20 protein-coding genes are annotated in these 20826 nt (G+C 72.4%); 16 read left to right on the top strand and 4 right to left on the bottom strand.

The window, feature by feature from the left end:
• The first annotated feature begins 76 nt into the window (after positions 1–76).
• From alr to ABEE00_RS25420, 4 genes are all read left to right on the top strand, one after another.
• On the top strand, positions 77–1447 hold the full coding sequence (alr, locus tag ABEE00_RS25435; RefSeq protein ID WP_345747992.1) for an alanine racemase: 1371 nt from the start codon (positions 77–79) through the stop codon (positions 1445–1447).
• 3 nt (positions 1448–1450) lie between these two features.
• Positions 1451–3046: an alpha/beta fold hydrolase gene (locus ABEE00_RS25430; protein WP_345747991.1), complete on the top strand. Its 1596-nt coding sequence runs from the start codon at positions 1451–1453 to the stop codon at positions 3044–3046.
• A 106-nt stretch (positions 3047–3152) separates the two neighbouring features.
• Positions 3153–3653, top strand: coding sequence for a tRNA (adenosine(37)-N6)-threonylcarbamoyltransferase complex ATPase subunit type 1 TsaE (tsaE, locus tag ABEE00_RS25425; protein ID WP_345748173.1), 501 nt, complete (start codon positions 3153–3155; stop codon positions 3651–3653).
• A 253-nt stretch (positions 3654–3906) separates the two neighbouring features.
• Positions 3907–4131, top strand: coding sequence for a hypothetical protein (locus ABEE00_RS25420; protein WP_345747990.1), 225 nt, complete (start codon positions 3907–3909; stop codon positions 4129–4131).
• 161 nt (positions 4132–4292) lie between these two features.
• Here ABEE00_RS25420 and ABEE00_RS25415 read toward each other — a convergent pair whose 3' ends face one another.
• Positions 4293–4868: a hypothetical protein gene (locus ABEE00_RS25415; RefSeq protein WP_345747989.1), complete on the bottom strand. Its 576-nt coding sequence runs from the start codon at positions 4866–4868 to the stop codon at positions 4293–4295.
• Positions 4869–5129: 261 nt separating this feature from the next.
• Between ABEE00_RS25415 and ABEE00_RS25410 the strand changes: the two genes are divergently transcribed.
• From ABEE00_RS25410 to ABEE00_RS25390, 5 genes are all read left to right on the top strand, one after another.
• Positions 5130–6485 carry an LmeA family phospholipid-binding protein gene (locus tag ABEE00_RS25410; RefSeq protein ID WP_345747988.1) on the top strand — a complete coding sequence of 452 codons (1356 nt, stop codon included), beginning with the start codon at positions 5130–5132 and terminating at the stop codon, positions 6483–6485.
• 226 nt (positions 6486–6711) lie between these two features.
• Positions 6712–7377 carry a tRNA (adenosine(37)-N6)-threonylcarbamoyltransferase complex dimerization subunit type 1 TsaB gene (tsaB, locus tag ABEE00_RS25405; RefSeq protein WP_345747987.1) on the top strand — a complete coding sequence of 222 codons (666 nt, stop codon included), beginning with the start codon at positions 6712–6714 and terminating at the stop codon, positions 7375–7377.
• 53 nt (positions 7378–7430) lie between these two features.
• Positions 7431–7925 (top strand): ribosomal protein S18-alanine N-acetyltransferase, encoded by a 495-nt coding sequence (gene rimI, locus ABEE00_RS25400; protein ID WP_345748172.1) that lies wholly within the window; start codon positions 7431–7433, stop codon positions 7923–7925.
• Complete coding sequence (tsaD, locus tag ABEE00_RS25395; protein ID WP_345747986.1) at positions 7918–9057, top strand: tRNA (adenosine(37)-N6)-threonylcarbamoyltransferase complex transferase subunit TsaD; 1140 nt, start codon at positions 7918–7920, stop codon at positions 9055–9057. The genes rimI and tsaD overlap by 8 nt, the downstream gene beginning before the upstream one ends.
• 113 nt (positions 9058–9170) lie before the next feature.
• Complete coding sequence (locus ABEE00_RS25390; RefSeq protein ID WP_345747985.1) at positions 9171–9629, top strand: lamin tail domain-containing protein; 459 nt, start codon at positions 9171–9173, stop codon at positions 9627–9629.
• On the opposite strand, the gene ABEE00_RS25385 is transcribed toward ABEE00_RS25390, so the two are convergent.
• Positions 9620–10846 carry a class I SAM-dependent methyltransferase gene (locus ABEE00_RS25385; RefSeq protein ID WP_345747984.1) on the bottom strand — a complete coding sequence of 409 codons (1227 nt, stop codon included), beginning with the start codon at positions 10844–10846 and terminating at the stop codon, positions 9620–9622. The two genes, ABEE00_RS25390 and ABEE00_RS25385, sit on opposite strands and share 10 nt — an antisense overlap.
• A 309-nt stretch (positions 10847–11155) precedes the next feature.
• On the opposite strand from ABEE00_RS25385, the gene groES reads away from it, so the two are divergent.
• Entirely contained in the window at positions 11156–11464 is a 309-nt protein-coding gene (groES, locus tag ABEE00_RS25380) for a co-chaperone GroES (RefSeq protein ID WP_345747983.1), read from the top strand.
• 162 nt (positions 11465–11626) lie between these two features.
• Positions 11627–13252, top strand: coding sequence for a chaperonin GroEL (gene groL / locus ABEE00_RS25375; protein ID WP_345747982.1), 1626 nt, complete (start codon positions 11627–11629; stop codon positions 13250–13252).
• Positions 13253–13416: 164 nt separating this feature from the next.
• Here the strand turns inward: groL and ABEE00_RS25370 are convergent, their stop codons facing one another.
• Positions 13417–14190 (bottom strand): SDR family NAD(P)-dependent oxidoreductase, encoded by a 774-nt coding sequence (locus ABEE00_RS25370; protein WP_345747981.1) that lies wholly within the window; start codon positions 14188–14190, stop codon positions 13417–13419.
• A gap of 276 nt (positions 14191–14466) precedes the next feature.
• Between ABEE00_RS25370 and ABEE00_RS25365 the strand changes: the two genes are divergently transcribed.
• Positions 14467–15357, top strand: coding sequence for a LysR family transcriptional regulator (locus ABEE00_RS25365; protein WP_345747980.1), 891 nt, complete (start codon positions 14467–14469; stop codon positions 15355–15357).
• Positions 15358–15453: 96 nt separating this feature from the next.
• On the opposite strand, the gene ABEE00_RS25360 is transcribed toward ABEE00_RS25365, so the two are convergent.
• The gene (locus ABEE00_RS25360) at positions 15454–15831 is read right to left on the bottom strand and encodes a WhiB family transcriptional regulator (protein WP_345747979.1); all 378 of its coding nucleotides are present in this window, start codon (positions 15829–15831) and stop codon (positions 15454–15456) included.
• A gap of 368 nt (positions 15832–16199) precedes the next feature.
• Here ABEE00_RS25360 and ABEE00_RS25355 point away from each other — a divergent pair, with 368 nt between their 5' ends.
• From ABEE00_RS25355 to ABEE00_RS25340, 4 genes are all read left to right on the top strand, one after another.
• Positions 16200–16811 (top strand): response regulator transcription factor, encoded by a 612-nt coding sequence (locus ABEE00_RS25355; RefSeq protein ID WP_345747978.1) that lies wholly within the window; start codon positions 16200–16202, stop codon positions 16809–16811.
• A gap of 368 nt (positions 16812–17179) precedes the next feature.
• Entirely contained in the window at positions 17180–17764 is a 585-nt protein-coding gene (locus ABEE00_RS25350; RefSeq protein ID WP_345747977.1) for a sigma-70 family RNA polymerase sigma factor, read from the top strand.
• Between the two features lie 147 nt (positions 17765–17911).
• Positions 17912–19414, top strand: coding sequence for an IMP dehydrogenase (guaB, locus tag ABEE00_RS25345; protein ID WP_345747976.1), 1503 nt, complete (start codon positions 17912–17914; stop codon positions 19412–19414).
• A gap of 158 nt (positions 19415–19572) precedes the next feature.
• Positions 19573–20688 (top strand): GuaB3 family IMP dehydrogenase-related protein, encoded by a 1116-nt coding sequence (locus tag ABEE00_RS25340; RefSeq protein ID WP_345747975.1) that lies wholly within the window; start codon positions 19573–19575, stop codon positions 20686–20688.
• Positions 20689–20826 lie beyond the last annotated feature (138 nt).

Raw genomic sequence — 20826 nt, 5'->3', positions numbered from 1 at the left:
TCGTGCGGCCCGCGTGACGTACGTCCCACGCCGCCATGCCGCCCCGTGTGCGGGGGCGACCTGGGACACTGGCCACGTGAACGACCAGCTTCCGCACCGTGCGTACGCCGAGATCGATCTCGGGGCGGTACGCGACAACGTCCGTTCGCTGCGCGCCCGCGCCGCGCGCGCCGAGCTGATGGCCGTGGTCAAGGCCGACGCCTACGGGCACGGCGCCGTGCCGTGCGCCCGCGCCGCACGGCAGGCCGGGGCCTCCTGGCTGGGCACCGCCACCCCGGAGGAGGCGCTCGCGCTGCGCGCCGCCGGCGACACCGGGCGCCTGATGTGCTGGCTGTGGACCCCGGGCGGGCCCTGGCGCGAGGCCGTCGAGGCCGACATCGACGTGTCGGTGAGCGGACAGTGGGCGCTGGACGAGGTCGTCGCCGCCGCCCGTTCCTGCGGCCGCACCGCGCGGGTGCAGCTCAAGGCCGACACCGGCCTCGGCAGGAACGGCTGCCAGCCGGCCGACTGGGACGCGCTGGTCGCCGCGGCGCGCGCCGCCGAGGCCGAGGAAGCGATCAAGGTCACCGGCGTCTGGTCGCACTTCGCCCGCGCCGACGAGCCGGGCAACCCCGCCAACGCCGCCCAACTCGACGCCTTCCGCGCCGCTTTGGCCTCGGCCGAGCGCGCGGGGCTCGACCCCGAGGTGCGCCACCACGCCAATTCGCCGGCCACCCTGACCCTCCCCGAGTCGCACTTCGACCTGGTGCGCCCCGGGGTCTCGGTGTACGGCCTCTCCCCCTCACCCGAGGTCGGGGTCGCCGCCGATCTGGGGCTGCGCCCCGTGATGACCCTGAGCGCCTCGCTCGCGCTGTGCAAGGAGGTGCCGGGCGGCCACGGCGTCTCGTACGGGCACCACTACCGCACCTCTGGCACCACCACCCTCGGCCTCGTACCCCTCGGCTACGCCGACGGCATCCCGCGGCACGCCTCGGGCGCGGGGCCCGTGCTGGCCGCAGGCAAGTGGCGGACGGTCGCGGGACGGGTCGCGATGGACCAGTTCGTGGTGGACCTCGGAGGGGACGTGGCCGAAGCGGGCGACCGCGCCGTGCTGTTCGGGCCCGGCGACCGCGGCGAGCCGACCGCCGAGGACTGGGCGCGCGCCGCCGGCACCATCTCGTACGAGATCGTTACGCGGATCAGCGGGCGGGTACCGCGCATCCATGTGAACGAAAGGCACGAGTCGCCGGAGAACGGTGCGCACGACGGGCAAGGCGAGCAGGATGTACGCGATGTGCCCCGCGGGACCGGCGGGCACGGGACGTACGCAGAGCACACGGCACACGCAACGCACGGACCGCGAAACACGCACGGAGCGCACACGGCGCACGACGAGCAGGCGGACCAGGCGAGCCCGGGCGCCCCTTACGGGACGGCCGGTGCCACCGGGGTGCGCACGGGGGGCTGACCGATGACCCAGGGGGAGAGCACGGTGGGCGGCGCGGCCGGGGCGGCCAGAGCGGCCGCCGGTTCCGGCGCGAGCGCCAGTGGAGCCGGCGGCAGGTGGCGCAGGGCCGGGGTGGCCGGTGCGGCGATAGGACTGGTCGCGGCGGGCGTCGCGGCCGAGCGCCTGACCGTGCACCGCGGAGTGCGGGAGAAGGCGCGGATGGCGCTGGACGCCGCGGGCCCCTACGGGTCGCTGCGCGGCACCCCGGGAACGGCCGTCGCCGAGGACGGCACGGAGCTGTACTACGAGGTCGACGAACTCGGGGACGCGGTCGACGAGTTCCCCGAGACCGACTCCGGGGGCGAGGTCAGGGGCGCCGGCGAGGGAGAGCCCGCGCCCCCGGGAGCCGCCCCTGAGGGAAGCCGGGGGACACCCGGAGCCGGACCCGGACCCCGTACGAGGGAGGCCGCCGCCGCTGCGGCCCACGACGGGACCGGCGGCCCCAGCGTCGCCCCGATCCGGCTCGGTCCGCCGGGCGCCCAGCCGTCTCCGCCCCTGGGGGAGGAGACCCCCGAGGCCTCGCAGCGCGGCAGGCTGCTGCGGCTGCTGCGCGGGCGCCGAGGCCGGCACGGCGACCGTACGGGCGGCGCCGAGGCGGGGTCGGACGGCGCGCTCCCGACCGTGGTCTTCTGCCACGGCTACTGCCTCGGCCAGGACGTCTGGCACTTCCAGCGCGCGGCCCTGCGCGGTGCGCTGCGCGCGGTCTACTGGGACCAGCGCAGCCACGGGCGTTCGGCCCGCGCCCCGGTCGGCGAGCCGGTGAGCATCGACCTGCTCGGCCGCGACCTGAAGGCGGTGCTGGACGCGGCGGTCCCGGAGGGGCCCATCGTGCTGATCGGGCACTCCATGGGCGGCATGACGATGATGGCGCTCGCCGCGCAGTACCCCGGGTTCGTCGCCGAGCGCGTGGTGGGCGCGGCCTTCCTCGGCACCAGTGCGGGCGGACTGGGGGACCTCACCTACGGGTTGCCCCTGCCGCCCTCGGGGGTGAAGGTGCTGCGGCGCGTGGTGCCCGGGGTCCTGAAGGCGCTGGTGGCCCAGGCCGAGCTGGTGGAGCGGGGCCGCCGGGCCGCGGCCGACCTGCTCGCCGGGCTGGTCAAGCGGTACTCCTTCGGCGCCGTGCGGGAGGTCGACGCCGGGGTGGCCAGGTTCGCCGAGCGGCTGATCGAGTCGGTGCCGATCGACGTGGTCGCGGAGTTCTACCCCGCGTTCGAGGCGCACGAGAAGACCGAGGCGCTCGCCGCCTTCGACGGCCGCCCCGCGCTGGTGCTGATCGGCGACCGCGACCTGCTCACCCCGCACGCGCACAGCGAGGCGATCGCCTCCGCGCTGCCCGCCGCCCGCCTCGAGGTGCTGGAGCGCACCGGGCACCTGGCCATGCTGGAGCGCCCCGAGGCCGTCAACGAGCGCATCGCGGAATTGCTGACGCGTACCATCCGGACCCATGGGCAAGGAAGCACCGCAGCACACCCAGGAAACCCCGCACGCACGCGCCGCGGCCGCCGGAACGGCGGAAGCGGCGGCGACGACGGCCGGCGGACCGGCGAAGGACACGGCTGACGCCGCGAGCGGCCCCGCCCCCGCGACGGTCGCTGCCGCGAACACCGCTCCCGGCACGGCCGCTCCCGCGGCGACCGCGAGCCTCGTCGCGCGCACCCCCGAGCGGATGCGCGAGCTCGGGCGCCGGCTCGCCGCGCTGCTGCGCCCCGGCGACCTGGTGCTGCTCACCGGCGAACTCGGCGCGGGCAAGACCACGTTGACCCGCGGCCTGGGCGAGGGCCTGGGCGTGCGCGGCGACGTGACCTCGCCGACCTTCGTGATCGCCCGGGTGCACCCCGCGCTCGGGGACGGCCCGCCGCTGGTGCACGTCGACGCGTACCGGCTGGGCGGCGGCCTCGACGAGATGGAGGACCTGGACCTCGACGTCTCCCTGCCGGACTCGGTGATCGCCGTCGAGTGGGGCGAGGGCAGGGTCGAGGAGCTGTCCGAGGACCGGCTGCACGTGGTGATCGAGCGCTCCACCGGCGGCGCGTCCCCCGCGCCCGAGGCCCCCTACGGGGAGGGCGACCCCTATGGGGAGGGTGCCGAGGACGTACGGGCTGTCACGGTGACCGGCGTCGGCGCGCGCTGGGCGGACGCCGACCTCTCGCCGCTCACCGTCGCCTGATCCGCGCGGCCGTCGGGGCGGCCGCGCTCTCCGGGTCCCGTCAGGGGTCCCCTTCTGGGGCCCGTACGGGACCCGATGTGTGTGCGGCCCCGGCGCCGCGGCGGCCCCACCGGGAACTTCCCGTTCCCGGAGCTCGTTCCGACAGGGTGTCGGGAAGATGTTGCACAGGTGGTGGGCGGCATGGTCCTATGGAGCCCAGAGCTGGGTTAGGTCTGCCTAACCACGCCCGCCCCAGGAGCCCCGGAGGGACCCCATGACGGCCCAGGAACGCGAGCCCAGGCAGGAGACGCCGTCGATGCACCAGCTGCTGGCCTCCTGTGCGGCCGCGGACGCGGTGTCGACTCCGCCGGAGTCCGGCGCCGAGGCCGCACAGGACGCGGAGACGCCCCGCGCGTCCGGCGTTCCCTACACCGCGGACGCCTCGGCCGCCGCGATCCTCGCCGTTCCCGAGCAGCGCCCGGGCCGCGACGCGGCCTGAGAGCGCCGGGGCGAGCGGGGAGAGCGGGACGGGGAAGCGGACAGCACGGCGGGAAAACACAAGCGCCGCCCGGGAGTTCTCCCGCGGCGGCGCTCTCTTCAGGGCTTAAGGGGGAGCCCGTAAGGGGCCGGTCCCGTAAGGGCGTGGCCCCTGCGTGCCCCCTAGGGGACCACCACGACCTTGGTGCCGATCGTCGCGAACCTCCACATCGCGTCGCCGTCCTCCCGGCTCTCGCGGATGCCGCCGGTCTTCCTGCCGGGCGCGGGCGGCGCCGTCGAGCCGTTCACCGCGGCGCTGAAGCCGATGGTGATGTCGCCCTCATTCGCGAACCGCACCACGTGCTCGACCGGGATGCCGTCGGAGCCCGTGATCTGCCCGGAGCGGCTGCCCACCTGGTAGGTGCCGGGCCGCGGGTCCACCGTGCTCGGCTTCACACGGAAGGTGCGGGTGGCCTTGCCCTGCCCGTTCACCAGCCAGACGCGCTCGCTGTCCAGCGCGTAGACCACGCGCTGGCCCGAGCCGGATGCGGCGGGGATCTCCTTGCTGTCGGACTTCCCGCCGGAGTCCTTGCCCTTGCCGCCGGGCGAGGGGGATGCGCTGGCGCCCGGGGAGGGCTTGTGCGCCCCGGTGCGCTCCTGTGCGGCGCTCGCCTGGTACGCGAAGAAGCCGATGACGGCCAGGGCCAACGCCGTCAGACCCGCGACGAACACCCCCGGGCTGCTGCCGCTGCGTGCCACCGTGCGCCGCCACCTCTCGCTTCCGCTGCCGTCTTCCGTCCGCAGTGTTGCGTCCGCACTTTCGTGCTAACTGCCCGTTCCGCGTTGACGGTAGCAGGGCGGCGCGGCGTATCCGGTCAGACCATGCCCAGGTCAGGCCATGGCGAAAGGTGGGACTTGGAGTAACGGTGTCCCCTGTGGTCGCATAAGGCGATGGCCCCCCACGGTTCATCGACAGACTCCACAGGCCGCATACCAGCGGCACGGAATCCTTACGAAGAGTTGGCCTCGGACGACGCCCCCGCCCCCACGGGGGAGGCCCGGCCCAACCCGTACGAGGCGCTCGCGGCCGACCCCGACCCCCACGAGAAGCCGTACGAGGGAACGTACGAGAACCCCTATGACCCGTACGGGGCACGCGGCGGGACGCGTGCCCCCGGAGACGGCGGCGGTCAGGGCGTCACGGGCGAGACACTCGGCTTCACCTTCCGCCCAGAGGATCTGGAGGGCGGGGACGAGCGGCCGGGCGCGGGCGGCGAGTACGGCCGCGGCGAGCCGGACTTCGACTTCGGGTACGAGGACCGGATGCCGTACATCAGGGCGGTCCGACGGCGGCGCAAGTCCCGGGTGCGCAGAACCCTGAAGGTCGTGATCGCCCTGTGCACGCTGCTCGCCTTCCTCGTCGTAGGCGACCGCTGGGCGGGCCTGTACGCGGAGAACAAGGCGGCGGAGAAGGTGCAGCAGTCGCTGAAGCTGCACGCCGAACCCGAGGTGCACATCAGGGGCTTCCCCTTCCTCAGCCAGTTCGCCACCGACCGCCTCGACCAGGTCGACGTCGCGATACCGGACATGCCCGCGGGCCGGGTCTCGGTCGCGCAGGTGAAGGGCTCGATCAAGGACGTGCGGATCGTCGGCGACGACACCCCCACCTCGATCAAGGGCGCCGTCCTCGGCAAGATGCACGGCGACGTGCTGCTCGACTTCGACGACCTGGACCGCGAACTGGGAACGTCGCAGGTCAAGTTCCGCGCGGGCGGCGGCCCCAACACGGTGCTGGCGGACGGCGAGCTCCCGATCGCGGGCAAGAAGGTCAAGGCGCGCGCCCGCGCCCACCTGCAGCGCACCGGCGACCAGGCGGTCGGCACCACGGTGGACTCCATGCGCCTCGACGTGCCGGGCCTGTTCTCCTACACGCCGGGCAAGGAGGGCGGCCTGCGGCTCGCGAAGCCGCTGGCCCAGCGGGTGCAGAAGGACGCGTCGCAGGCCAAGGCGCTGTTCGGCGTCCGCTCGATCGCCAAGCGCTTCGGGCTGAACGACGAGCGCGCGCAGCAGGTGCGGCAGAGCGAGGAGAAGCTGCACGAGGTCACGGGCTCGCCGAAGTTCGTCGACCGGCTGATGAAGGTCAACATGCTGGACGAGGTGCTCAAGCGCCCGTGGCTGCTGAAGAAGGTCGGCATCGACCCGGGCCTGGTCGACAGCGTGCGGCAGCTCAAGGTGCCGAAGCTCCAGGACAAGCTGTCCCTCAACACCCGGCTGCCCGAGATGCCGGGCCACGTGAAGCTGCGCGGGATCTCGGTCGAGAAGGACGGCATCCACGCGAAGCTGACCGGCTCGGGCCTCAAGGTCGGCGGCAAGTGAGCGGCTGAGCGGCGACTGAGCGGCTCGGGGGTTCCCGTACGGGTCCGACCCGTACGGGACCCGGCACCTAGGGGCTCCACCCGTACGGGACCCGGCACCCAGGGGCCCACCCGTACGGGCCCTGACCCCTAGGGACCCCACCCGTACGGGTCCGGCCCGTACGGGAACGTCCCCTACGGGTGGGACCCCGGCACGGGCGCCGCGCGCGCCGCCGTACTCTGGCTGTGTGCTGCTGCTCGCTCTTGACACCGCTACCCCCGCCATCACCGTCGCCCTGCACGACACCGACGGCGGCGGGACCCTCGCCACATCCGACCAGAACGACGCCCGGCACCACGGCGAGCTGCTCCTGCCCGCCGTCGACCGGGTGCTGCGGGAGGCCGGGCGCGGGCTGCGCGAGGTGGACGCGATCGTGGTCGGGGTCGGCCCCGGCCCCTACACCGGCCTCAGGGTCGGGCTCGCCACCGCCGATTCCTTCGCCGCCGCGCTGGGCATCCCGGTGCACGGACTGTGCACCCTGGACGGCATCGCGTACGCCTCCGGCCTGGACACCCCCTTCGTCGTCGCGACCGACGCGCGCCGCAAGGAGGTCTACTGGGCGCGGTACGCGGACTCCCGCACCCGCACCGGCGAGCCCGCCGTCGACCGCCCCGCGGAGATCGCCGAGCAGGTCGCCGGGCTCTCCGCCGTCGGCGCCGGCGCGCTGCTGTACGAGGAGGTCTTCGACGGGGCACGGCGTGACCTCCCCGCCGACCAGTCGGCCGCTGCCCTGGCATCGTTGGCAGCGGAGAAGCTGGCCAGGGGCGAGGAGCTCCTGCCGCCGCGCCCCCTCTATCTGCGCCGCCCGGACGCCAAGGTCCCCGCCAACTACAAGGTGGTCACCCCGAAGTGACCTCAGCTGCCACCGGCGGCGAGGCCCACGGCACCGGTGCCGCCCTGCGCGAGATGCGCTGGTGGGACATCGACGCCGTGCTCGGCCTGGAGGCCGCGCTGTTTCCCGAGGACGCCTGGACCGCGGGCATGTTCTGGTCCGAGCTGGCGCACGCGCGCGGCCCGCACCCCTCCCGCCGCTACCTCGTCGCCGCCGCGGAGGACGGCACGCTCGTGGGCCACGGCGGCGTCGCCGCGGTCGACGGCACCGGCGACATCACCACCATCGGCGTGCTGCCCGAGCACCGCGGCACCGGGCTCGCCCGCACCCTGCTGGCCACCCTGCTCGCCGCCGCCGAGGAGCTCGGCTGCCGCGAGGTGCTGCTGGAGGTCCGGGTGGACAACCTCAGGGCCCAACGGCTGTACGAGCGCTTCGGGTTCACCCGCATCGGCATCCGCCGCGGCTACTACCAGCCGGGCAACGTGGACGCGCTGGTCATGCGCCGCGAGGCGGGCGCCACACCCCTCAAACCGAACGACCCGAACCAAGGAACCCAGAGCCATGGCTGACGAACCCCTCGTCCTCGGCATCGAGACCTCCTGCGACGAGACCGGTGTCGGCATCGTCCGCGGGCACACCCTGCTCGCCGACGCGGTCGCCTCCAGCGTCGACGAGCACGCCAGGTTCGGCGGCGTGGTGCCCGAGGTCGCGAGCCGCGCGCACCTGGAGGCCATGGTCCCCACCATCGAGCGCGCGCTGCGCGAGGCCGGGATCGCCGCCTCCGACCTGGACGGCATCGCCGTGACCGCGGGGCCTGGCCTGGCGGGCGCGCTGCTGGTCGGCGTGGCGGCGGCCAAGGCGTACGCGTACGCACTCGGCAAGCCGGTGTACGGGGTCAACCACCTGGCCTCGCACATCTGCGTCGACCAGCTCGAACACGGCGCGCTGCCCGAGCCGACCATGGCGCTGCTGGTGTCCGGCGGGCACTCCTCGCTGCTCCTCGCGCCGGACATCACCTCCGACGTGCGCCCGCTGGGCTCGACCATCGACGACGCGGCGGGCGAGGCCTTCGACAAGGTGGCCCGGATCCTCAACCTCGGCTTCCCGGGCGGCCCGGTGATCGACAAGTACGCGCGCGAGGGCGACCCCGCCGCGATCGCCTTCCCGCGCGGGCTGACCGGACCCCGGGACGCCCCCTACGACTTCTCCTTCTCGGGGTTGAAGACCTCCGTGGCGCGCTGGATCGAGGCCAAGCGGAACGCGGGCGAGGACGTACCCGTAAGGGACGTCTCGGCCTCCTTCCAGGAGGCGGTCACCGATGTGCTGACCCGTAAGGCCATCAGGGCCTGCAAGGACGAGGGCGTCGACCACCTCATGATCGGCGGCGGCGTCGCGGCCAACTCCCGGCTGCGCGCGATGGCCCAGGAGCGCTGCGCCGAGGCCGGCATCACCCTCCGGGTGCCCCGGCCCAAGCTGTGCACCGACAACGGGGCCATGGTCGCGGCACTCGGCGCCGAGATGGTCGCCCGCAACCGCGCGGCCTCCGGCTGGGACCTGCCGGCCGACTCCTCGCTCCCGGTGACCGAGCCGCACGTCCCGGGCCCGGACGGCGCCCACGAGCACGGCCACGGTAACGGGCATGGCCACGGCCACGGCCATGACCACGTGCACGAGCTCAGCAGGAAGAATCTGTACACCTGAAGTCAGCACCGGTGTCCGTTTTTTCGGAAACCTGTTCCTTTGGGGTGTGCGCGGGTCTACGGTGTAGGTATCTGCCCGGTGAGAGCGCCGGGCGTGCTCTCCCGGAGGCACAAGTGAAGATCCGTCATGCCCTCATATGCGGGGCGGCAGCGGGAGCCGTCGTCCTTGGCGTCACGGTCGCCGCGCCCGCGCAGGCGGCCACCTATCCGGTGAAGTTCCGCTACTTCCAGTACGACGCGCCGGGTAGTGACACCCACTCCAACTCCCAGATCAACAAGGAGTACTTCACGCTGAAGAACGTCACCGGCTACGGCGTGAACCTCAAGGGGTGGACGGTCCGGGACAACACCGGTTACACGTACACCTTCACCTCGTCCTACACCCTCAAGCCCGGCAAGAGCGTGCGCGTGCACACCGGCAAGGGCTCCAACACCAGCACCGACCGCTACTGGTGGCGCAGTTGGTACGTGTGGAACAACACGGGCGACAAGGCCACCCTCCGCTCTGCCTCCGGCGCATGGAAGGACTCTTGTTCCTGGTCGAGCCGCGGGCCCGGCTACATCTACTGCTGACTCCCGCCCGCCGGGTGCCCCAGCAGCATGGTCGGCGCCCCGTCGACGCGGGTGAGGAACACCGTGCACGCGTGCGGGCCCTGCCCCTGGAGCTTGAGCTTCCTGCGCAGTTCCTCGGGCTCGACGGGTGAGCCGCGCTTCTTGACGGTGACGACGCCGACCCCGCGCTCCCGCAGCAGCGCCTTCAACTTCTTTACGTTGAAGGGCAGTTGATCCGTGATCTCGTACGCGCTCGCGTACGGGGTCGGGTGCAGCGCGTCGGCGGTCACGTACGCGATGGTCGGGTCGATCAGCCGGCCGTCCACCCGCTGGGCCACCTCGCTGACCAGGTGCGCCCTGATCACCGCCCCGTCGGGCTCGTACAGATAGCGCCCGACGGGGCCGGGGTCGGGGTCCGGGAGCCCGCTGCCCTCCAGCGCGTCACCGCCGGGAAGCAGGGTCGCCCGTACGCCGCCCCCGCGCACCCCCGCGCCGAACCACAGCACGGCCTCCTTCACATCCCCGCCGTCGGAGATCCATTCCGCCTCGGCGTCCTCGGGCAGCGCCTCGTGCGGGATCCCCGGGGCCACCTTCAGCGCCCCGTAGGGGAAGTGCCGGGCGGTCTCCACGGCCCAGCTCAGGGGCGGCGAATAGGCCTCGGGGTCGAAGATCCTGCCGCTCTTCCCGCGCCCCCCTCCGGGTGAACCCCTACGGGCAGGGTCCACGAACACCGCGTCGTACCCGGCGAGTTCTTCCCCCGGTACCTCCGTCACGTCCTCGCAGCGCACCTCGATGAGACCGTCGAGGCCCAGGGCCTCCGCGTTCGCGCGGGCCACCGCGCAGGTCAGCGGGGAACGGTCCACCGCGAGCACCCGTACGCCCGCGCGGGCCAGCGCGATCGCGTCGCCGCCGATGCCGCAGCACAGATCGGCGACCGCCCTCACCCCGTACTCCTTGGCGAACCTGCGCGCGCGGTGCGCGGCCACCACCGCCCGGGTCGACTGCTCCACCCCGTCGGGCGTGAAGTACATGCGCTCCGCGTCAGCGGCGCCGAACTTGGCCGCGGCGCGCTGCCGCAGCCGCGCCTGGGCGAGGGCGGCCGAGACCAGTTCCGCGGGGTGCTCGCGGCGCAGCCTGGTGGCGACGGCGAGTTCGTCGGCCGGGTCGTAGCCGCGCAGGCCGTCGAGCAGCCGCTGCCCCTCGGGTTCCAGCAGCGCGGAGAAAGCATCGAGATCCACGTGCTCATTCTCCCCGTAAGGGCGCGCGCGGAGCGGGCCCCGTAGGGGGGAGGACCCGGAGAAGCCGCGAGGACGCGTCGGGGCCGGTGGGAGGGGGCGTACGCGGCAGTGACGCGCTCCGGTGAAGGCCGCTGGCACTCTGGTTGACTGAGTGCTAACCGCGGCATAATCTCAACCCTGGCACTCTCCACTGGGGAGTGCCAGATATTCGCGACAGGAAGATCCGGCACCCGCGACGACGGATCTACCGGGTCGCCACCCCAGACATAAGACCCCAGTGATGAGATCTCTGAAGGGGGAGGTCGGATCGTGACGACCGCCAGCTCCAAGGTTGCCATCAAGCCGCTCGAGGACCGGATCGTGGTCCAGCCGCTCGATGCCGAAGAGACCACGGCCTCCGGCCTGGTCATCCCGGACACCGCGAAGGAGAAGCCCCAGGAGGGCACCGTCCTCGCCGTCGGCCCGGGCCGCTTCGAGAACGGCGACCGCCTGCCGCTCGACGTGAAGGTCGGCGACATCGTGCTGTACAGCAAGTACGGCGGCACCGAGGTGAAGTACAGCGGCGAGGAGTACCTCGTCCTCTCGGCGCGCGACGTTCTCGCCGTCGTCGAGAAGTAAGCACCGAGCTCAGCTCACCGAAGCCGGAAGACAGCTTCTGATCCGCGCCCTGGTTTCTGGCATCCGACAAGGGATGGCCGGGGCCGGGGCGCGGTTCGTTTCCGCGACGGCGGCCGCGGCGAGCAGCGGCCCAGCATCGCAACGAGAGGACCAAGAACTCCCATGGCGAAGATCCTGAAGTTCGACGAGGACGCCCGTCGCGCCCTCGAGCGCGGTGTCAACAGCCTCGCCGACACCGTCAAGGTGACCATCGGCCCCAAGGGCCGGAACGTCGTCATCGACAAGAAGTTCGGCGCCCCGACCATCACCAACGACGGCGTCACCATCGCCCGCGAGGTAGAGGTCGAGGACCCGTACGAGAACCTCGGCGCCCAGCTCGTGAAGGAGGTGGCGACCAAGACCAACGACATCGCTGGTGACGGCACCACCACCGCCACCGTGCTGGCGCAGGCGCTGGTCCGCGAGGGCCTGCGCAACGTCGCGGCCGGCGCCTCCCCGGCCGCCCTCAAGCAGGGCATCGACGCCGCGGTCAAGGCCGTATCCGACGACCTGCTGGCCACCGCGCGCCCGATCGACTCCAAGGAGGACATCGCCTCCGTCGCCGCCCTGTCCGCGCAGGACAAGCAGGTCGGCGAGCTGATCGCCGAGGCGATGGACAAGGTCGGCAAGGACGGCGTCATCACCGTCGAGGAGTCCCAGACCTTCGGCCTGGAGCTGGACTTCACCGAGGGCATGGCCTTCGACAAGGGCTATCTGTCGCCCTACATGGTGACCGACCAGGAGCGTATGGAGGCCGTCCTCGACGACCCGTACATCCTGATCCACCAGGGCAAGATCGGTTCCATCCAGGACCTGCTGCCGCTGCTCGAGAAGATCATGCAGTCCGGCGGCTCCAAGCCGCTGCTGATCATCGCCGAGGACGTCGAGGGCGAGGCCCTCTCCACCCTCGTGGTGAACAAGATCCGCGGCACCTTCAACGCCACCGCCGTGAAGGCCCCCGGCTTCGGCGACCGCCGCAAGGCGATGCTGCAGGACATGGCCACCCTCACCGGCGCCACCGTGATCGCCGAGGAGGTCGGCCTCAAGCTCGACCAGGCCGGTCTGGACGTGCTGGGCACCGCGCGCCGCGTGACCATCACCAAGGACGACACCACCATCGTCGACGGCGGCGGCAACGCCGAGGACGTGCAGGCCCGTGTCGCCCAGATCAAGGCCGAGATCGAGAACACCGACTCGGACTGGGACCGCGAGAAGCTCCAGGAGCGCCTGGCCAAGCTGGCCGGCGGCGTCTGCGTCATCCGCGTCGGCGCGGCCACCGAGGTCGAGCTCAAGGAGAAGAAGCACCGCCTGGAGGACGCCATCTCCGCGACCCGCGCCGCGGTCGAGGAGGGCATCGTCTCCGGTGGCGGCACCGCGCTGGTGCACGCCGCCAAGGTGCTGGAGGACTCCCTCGGCAAGGAGGGCGACGTGGCCACCGGTGTCGCGGCCGTCCGCCGCGCCGTGGTCGAGCCGCTGCGCTGGATCGCGGAGAACGCCGGCCACGAGGGCTACGTCATCACCTCCAAGGTGAGCGAGCTGGAGAAGGGCCAGGGCTTCAACGCCGCCACCGGCGTCTACGGCGACCTCATCAAGGAGGGCGTCATCGACCCGGTCAAGGTCACCCGCTCCGCCCTGGAGAACGCCGCCTCCATCGCCTCCCTGCTGCTCACGACCGAGACCCTGGTCGTCGAGAAGCCGGCCGAGGAGGAAGAGGCCGCGGGCGGCCACGGCCACGGCCACGCCCACTGAGCGAGCGCGCTGACGCGCGGATGAGCCGATAGCCGAGGCTCAGCCGCCGAGGGCCGGTACTCCCGTCGCGGGAGCACCGGCCCTCGTGCGTGCGGCTCTTGTGCGTGCGGCTCTCGTACGCGGCCCTTGTGCGCGGTCGTACGAGGCCGGCGCGCGGAAATCCCTTACTGCGGCCCGTACTTGCGCCCCGTCGTCGAGGACGCGCGGGAGATCACCGCGCGGGGCAGCAGCTTGGTGGCGCCGGTCAGCACCTTGTAGCGCGGGTCAGGGATGGACAGCGACTTGCCGCGCGCGAGGTCCTTCATCGCCGCGTCCACCAGCTTGTCCGCGTCCAGCCACATCCAGCCGGGGATGTTGCCGGTGTCCATGCCCGCGCGCTCGTGGAACTCGGTCCGCACGAAACCCGGGCACAGCGCCATCAGCCGCACCCCGGACCCGGCCAGGTCCTTCGCCGCGCCCTGGGTGAACTGCACGACCCACGCCTTGCTCGCCCCGTAGGTGCCGCGCGGCACGAAGGCGGCCACCGAGGCCACGTTCACGACACCGCCCCTGCGCCGCTCGCGCATGCTCTCCGCCGCGGCCGTGGTGAGCCGCAGCACCGCCTCGCAGTGCACCTTGAGCATGGTCAGCTCGTCGGCCATGGGGACCTGCATGTACTGGCCCTTGTTGCCGAACCCCGCGTTGTTGACCAGCAGGTCGACCGGGTTCGCCGTGTCCCGCAGCCGCTCCTCGACCGTGCTGATGCCCTCCTCCGTGGCCAGGTCGGCCGAGAGCACCGAGACCTCGACCCCGTGCCTGTCGTGCAGCTCGGCCGCCTGGGTGCGCAGCCGCTCGGCATCGCGCGCCACCAGCACCACATCGTGTCCGTCGCGGGCCAGCCGCCGCGCGAACGCGGCACCGATCCCCGCCGTCGCTCCCGTAATCAACGCTGTCGTCATGGAGGAACGCTATCGACTGCCGCGCAGCCCACGCCCCTCCCGCCCCCGCGGCCCCGAACCGCCGCGCCCCGTACGCCGGTTGGGCCCTGCGCGCCTCCCGTACGTGCCTCAGCGCCGTCTCGTACGCCTTGGCGCGCGGGCCCTGGACCGCCTCAGGTCCGCATCCGGAACTCCGCAGGAACTCCGCCGCGACGCCGGGCGTTCCTGAAGGGACCGCCCTCAAAGCCGCCACCGGAATTTTCCGGATACGCCCAAGCCCGCCTTATGCTCGAAGACGTGATCGAGGCACGTCATCTCCGCGTCCTGCGCGCGGTCGCACACGCCGGTTCCTTCTCCGCCGCCGCGCGCGAGCTGGGCTGCACCCAGCCCGCCGTGAGCCAGCAGATGCGCGCGCTGGAGCAGTCGGCGGGCACACCCCTGCTGGTCCGTACGGGGCGCGAGACCCGGCTCACGGAGGCGGGCGAGGCGCTGGTCAAGCACGCCGCGGGCATCCTCGCCGGGCTCACCGCCGCCGAGGAGGAGGTCGCCGCGATCGCGGGGCTGCGCGCCGGGCGGGTGCGGCTGGCCTCGTTCCCGAGCGGCAGCTCCTCGCTGGTCCCCACCGCCGTCGCCGCGCTGCGCGCCGACCACCCGGGCACCCGCGTGTCCCTGGTGGAGGCCGAGCCGCCCCGTTCGGTGGACATGCTGCGGGCCGGCGAGTGCGACATCGCCCTGGCCTTCCGCTATGAATCCTCGCCGGAGTGGGACGACCTGACGGTGCGTCCGCTCCTGACCGACCGGCTCGTCGGCCTCGTACCGCGGGACCACCCCTTCGCGCTGACCGAGGAGGAGGTGGAGATCGGCACGCTCGCCGAGGAGCCGTGGATCGCCGGCTGCCCGCGCTGCCGCCGCCACCTCGTCGAGGTCTGCGAGGCGGCGGGCTTCACCCCGCGCATCGACTTCGCGACCGACGACTACCCGGCCGTCGTCGGCCTGGTCGGCGCGGGCCTCGGCGTGGCGGTGCTGCCCGAGCTCGCGGTCGAGTCCGTGCAGCCCAAGGGCGCCCGCACGGTCCGCATCGCCCCGGCCGTACGCCGCGAGGTCGTCGCCCTCACCCTGCCCGACCTGGACCGCGTCCCCGCGATCGCGGGGATGCTGGACCGCCTGGAGTCCGCGGCAGCGCGCTGAGGCGCACGTGGGGGCGTACGTGGGGTTGCTGAACCGTGCGGGCGCCCTGGGCGCCCTCCTGCCTGCTCTTGCCTGCTCCTGCCTGAACGTTTCTGCTCAGCTTGCCGCCCTGCTGGGCGCGGCCTGACCCGTGTGTGCGTGTCCGGCGTGCGCCGTTCCGGCGTGTCCCGTTCCCGCGTGTGCCGTGGCCATCCTGCTGCGGGCGCGGCCCATCAGCTCCTCGCGCTCGTCCTCGGTGAGCCCGCCCCAGACGCCGTACGGTTCCCGCACCGCCAGCGCGTGTGCCGCGCACTCGGAGCGCACCGGGCAGCGCATGCACACCTCCTTCGCGGATGTCTCGCGCGCACTGCGGGCCGCGCCGCGCTCACCCTCGGGGTGAAAGAAGAGGGAGCTGTCGACACCGCGGCAGGCGGCGAGGAGTTGCCAGTCCCACAGGTCGGCGTTCGGGCCCGGAAGGCGGGAGAAGTCTGCCATCACGTGTCCTCTCGAAGGCGCCCTGAGGCTCGCCAGTCACTCGTGCGTAAATATGACTCATTGCGAATCTAGTCATAGAAGTCACGAAACGGAAGGAAGCGCATCAACTAGTGCAAAAACGGACATGAGTCGGGCGATGGCGCCCCGACCCCGCGATGTAGCTGATCCGTGTGCGCGCAATCACGTAGAGTGCCGAATGTGACCGCTGAAGGCCGTAACTCTTTTGGGTGACCGTCGTTGAGAAGGCGGAAGCGGTTGGCGGAAGACCGGCTCGGGCATTCAGCGTCCGAGGCCGTCGATCGCACAGGTGACGATTCAACAGCAGCCTGGAGGCTCAAGGTGACGCGCATCAGCTGCGGAGGGCGGTCATGACATCCGTCCTCGTCTGCGACGACTCCCCGCTTGCCCGAGAGGCGCTCCGCCGCGCGGTCGCGACCGTGCCCGGCGTCGAGCGCGTGACGACGGCGGCCAACGGCGAGGAAGTCCTCCGCCGCTGGGGCGCCGACCGCTCCGACCTGATCCTGATGGACGTACGGATGCCAGGGCTCGGCGGAGTGGAGACCGTGCGGCGGCTGCTCTCGGCCGACCCCGGCGCCAGGGTCATCATGCTGACCGTGGCGGAGGATCTGGACGGCGTGGCCCTGGCGGTGGCGGCCGGCGCCCGTGGATACCTCCACAAGGACGCATCCCGCGCCGAGCTGCGGGCCACGGTGACCCAGGCACTGGCCGACCCGACATGGCGGCTCGCGCCGCGGCGTCTGCGCTCGGCCGAGATGGGCGCCGCGCCGACGCTCACGGCGCGCGAGATCCAGGTGCTGGAGGGCATGAGCCACGGCCGCTCCAACGCCGAGATCGGGCGCGAGCTCTTCCTGTCCGAGGACACCGTGAAGACCCACGCCCGGCGTCTCTTCAAGAAGCTCGGCGCCTCGGACCGCGCGCACGCGGTGGCGCTCGGCTTCCGCTGGGGGCTCGTGCGTTAGCTCACGTCCGCCGCTGCTGTTTCCCCCGCGGCGCCGGGGTCCCGGAGACGCCCGCAGAGGCTCTCCGGCGCCGTTCGGGCCGCGGGTCACGGGGGATGCGGTAACTCACGTTCGCCGACCGCCCGCCCGTCCCGGCCGGGGATTTCCCGCCCTGGCGGGGTGCCGCCGGGGAGGGGGCGTGGCGGCTGGGCGGCACGTAATCTCGCGCGTGCCGCATGCTTGGGAGTATGGAGTTCCTCGGGGACCGGCCGGTCAGGCGTGAGGGGAGGGCGCGGGATATGGCGGCCAGTGCGCCTGCTCATAACGCTTCGGTGCACAACTATGGGCGCGGTGCCACGGATCGTACGGCGCCGGTGCACCATGGACCGATGCGCGATGACGGGCACGACGAGACGGCGGTCGTGAGCGCCCTCGTGCAGCGCGCTGCCGAGGGGGACGAGCAGGCGACGCACGATCTCCTCGCCCATGTGCACCCGCTGGCGCTGCGCTATTGCCGCACGCGCCTCACCCGACTCCCCGGCGACGCCCGGCACTTCGTGGACGACCTCGCCCAGGAGGTCTGCATCGCGGTGCTCTGCGCCCTGCCGCGGTATCGCGACACCGGGAAGCCCTTCGAGGCCTTCGTGGTGGCCATCGCCCAGCACAAGGTCGCCGATCTGCAGCGCGCCGCGATGCGCGGGCCCGGCAGCACGGCGGTGCCCTCCGACGAGATGCCGGAGCGGCCCGACGACTCGCTGGGGCCCGAGGAGCGCGCGGTGCTCAGCAGCGACGCCGAGTGGGCGAAGAAGCTGCTGGACAACCTCCCGGACCACCAGCGGGAGCTGGTGCTGCTGCGGGTCGCCGTCGGGCTGACCGCCGAGGAGACCGGGCAGATGCTCGGAATGTCTCCCGGGGCCGTGCGCGTTGCCCAGCACAGAGCGCTGAGCAGGCTGCGGGCACTCGCCGAGCAGTAGCGCGCCGCTCCTCTTCCCGTACGGGGTCCGACGCAGCCCCCGTACGCCCATCCCCGTACAGCGAGCCCCTGCGGCGGACCGGGTCCTGGCAGTGTCCGCGGACCGTTAGCATGGACCTCCCGCCGTGGCAAGCATTGGAAAGGTGTCATGACAGACAACGTCGACGGAGTCCCCGCCAAATTCGCCATGCTCGGGCTGACATACGACGACGTTCTGCTGCTGCCGGGCGAGTCGGACATGGCGCCGCAGGACATCGACACCGCCTCGTACATCTCGCGCAACGTGCGGGTGAACGTCCCGCTGCTGTCGGCCGCGATGGACAAGGTCACCGAGGCGCGGATGGCCATCGCCATGGCCCGTCAGGGCGGCGTGGGCGTGCTGCACCGCAACCTCTCCATCGAGGCGCAGGCCAACCAGGTCGACCGGGTCAAGCGCTCTGAGTCCGGCATGGTCACCGACCCGATCACGATCCGCCCCGACGCGACGCTGCGGGAGGCCGACGAGCTGTGCGGCCGCTTCCGGATCAGCGGCGTGCCGGTGACCGACGCGGCCGGGAAGCTGCTCGGCATCGTGACCAACCGGGACATGGCCTTCGAGTCGGACCGCTCGCGCGAGGTGCGCGAGGTCATGACGCCGATGCCGCTGGTCACCGGCAAGGTCGGCATCTCCGGCCTGGAGGCCATGGAGCTGCTGCGCCGCCACAAGATCGAGAAGCTGCCGCTGGTGGACGAGGGCGGCGTGCTCAAGGGCCTGATCACGGTCAAGGACTTCGTGAAGGCCGAGCAGTATCCGAACGCCGCCAAGGACAGCGAGGGCCGGCTGGTCGTCGGCGCCGCGGTGGGCGTCGCCGGTGACGCGTACGAGCGCGCCCAGGCCCTGATCGAGGCGGGCGTCGACTTCATCGTCGTGGACACCGCGCACGGACACTCGCGGCTGGTCGGCGACATGGTCGCCAAGATCAAGTCGAACTCCGCCGTGGACGTCGTGGGCGGCAACATCGCCACCCGCGAGGGCGCCAAGGCCCTGGTGGACTCCGGCGCCGACGGCATCAAGGTGGGCGTGGGCCCCGGTTCGATCTGCACCACGCGGGTCGTGGCCGGCATCGGCGTTCCGCAGGTCACGGCGATCTACGAGGCCGCAGAGGCCGCGAAGAGCGCGGGCGTCCCGGTGATCGGCGACGGCGGCCTGCAGTACAGCGGCGACATCGCCAAGGCGATCGTCGCGGGCGCCGACACGGTGATGCTGGGCAGCCTGCTCGCGGGCTGTGAGGAGTCGCCGGGCGAGACGCTGTTCATCAACGGCAAGCAGTTCAAGTCGTACCGCGGCATGGGCTCGCTGGGCGCGATGCAGACCCGCGGCGACGACCGCTCCTTCTCCAAGGACCGCTACTTCCAGGAGCAGGTCAGCAGCGACGACAAGCTGGTCCCCGAGGGCGTCGAGGGCCAGGTGCCCTACCGCGGCCCGCTCTCCGCCGTGACGCACCAGCTCGTCGGCGGTCTGAAGCAGTCGATGTTCTACGTCGGCGGGCGCACGATCCCGGAGATGAAGGAGAACGGCCGCTTCGTACGGATCACCGCGGCCGGCCTCAAGGAGAGCCACCCGCACGACATCCAGATGACGACGGAGGCGCCGAACTACTCGCGGCGCTGAGCGGTCGCCGTCGGCGATGTCCGTACGGTGCTGAGCGGCGCCCCCAGGGGCGCTGTGACAAGGGAATTCGGGAGCCCGCGGCCCTCCTTGGCCGCGGGCTCCGGCCTGTCGGCGATACTGGGACGGCACGGCAGAGTGAAGGCTGAAGGGCTAGAGACGTGACAGAGATCGAGATCGGACGCGGAAAGCGCGGTCGGCAGGCGTACGCATTCGACGACATCGCCGTGGTGCCGAGCCGGCGCACGCGTGATCCGAAGGAGGTCTCGATCGCCTGGCAGATCGATGCCTACCGCTTCGAGCTGCCGTTCCTCGCGGCGCCGATGGACTCGGTCGTCTCCCCGCAGACCGCGATCCGGATCGGCGAGCTGGGCGGCCTCGGGGTGCTCAACCTCGAGGGCCTGTGGACCCGGTACGAGGACCCGGAGCCGCTGCTCGCGGAGATCGCCGAGCTGGACGAGGAGACGGCGAACCGGCGCATGCAGGAGATCTACGCCGAGCCGATCAAGGAGGAGCTGATCGGCCAGCGGATCAAGGAGGTGCGCGACTCCGGCGTCGTGACCGCCGCCGCGCTCTCCCCGCAGCGCACCGCCGAGTTCTCCAAGACGGTCGTGGACGCGGGCGTGGACCTCTTCGTGATCCGCGGGACGACCGTCTCCGCCGAGCACGTGTCCAGCGCCGCCGAGCCGCTGAACCTGAAGCAGTTCATCTACGAGCTCGACGTCCCGGTCATCGTCGGCGGCTGCGCCACGTACACCGCGGCGCTGCACCTCATGCGCACCGGCGCGGCCGGCGTGCTGGTCGGCTTCGGCGGCGGCGCCGCGCACACCACGCGCAACGTGCTCGGCATCCAGGTGCCGATGGCCACCGCCGTCGCGGACGTCGCCGCGGCCCGCCGGGACTACATGGACGAGAGCGGCGGCCGGTACGTGCACGTCATCGCCGACGGCGGCGTGGGCTGGTCCGGCGACCTGCCGAAGGCCATCGCGTGCGGCGCGGACGCCGTGATGATGGGCTCGCCGCTGGCGCGCGCCACGGACGCGCCGGGCCGCGGGCACCACTGGGGCATGGAGGCCGTCCACGAGGACGTGCCGCGCGGGAAGCGGATGGACCTCGGCGCGGTCGGCACGACCGAGGAGGTCCTGCTCGGCCCGTCGCACACCCCGGACGGTTCGATGAACATCTTCGGCGCGCTGCGCCGTGCCATGGCCACGACCGGGTACTCCGACCTGAAGGAGTTCCAGCGGGTCGAGGTGACGGTGGCGCGCAGCCGCTGAGCTCCAGCCCCCTAGGGGCCGTGGACGCCGCGAGGGCGGGTCAGGGTTTTCCCGGACCCGCCCTTTTGCGTGCCGACGCCGCGGACCCGTACGGGTCCTGCCCCCTACGGGCTCTGCCCCTACGGCCCCTGCCCCTAA

Origin of the sequence: Streptomyces odontomachicola, from assembly GCF_039605595.1 — a bacterium.
In the GTDB taxonomy this organism is placed as follows: domain Bacteria; phylum Actinomycetota; class Actinomycetes; order Streptomycetales; family Streptomycetaceae; genus Streptomyces.
This window is presented reverse-complemented; position numbering and strand designations above follow the sequence as displayed.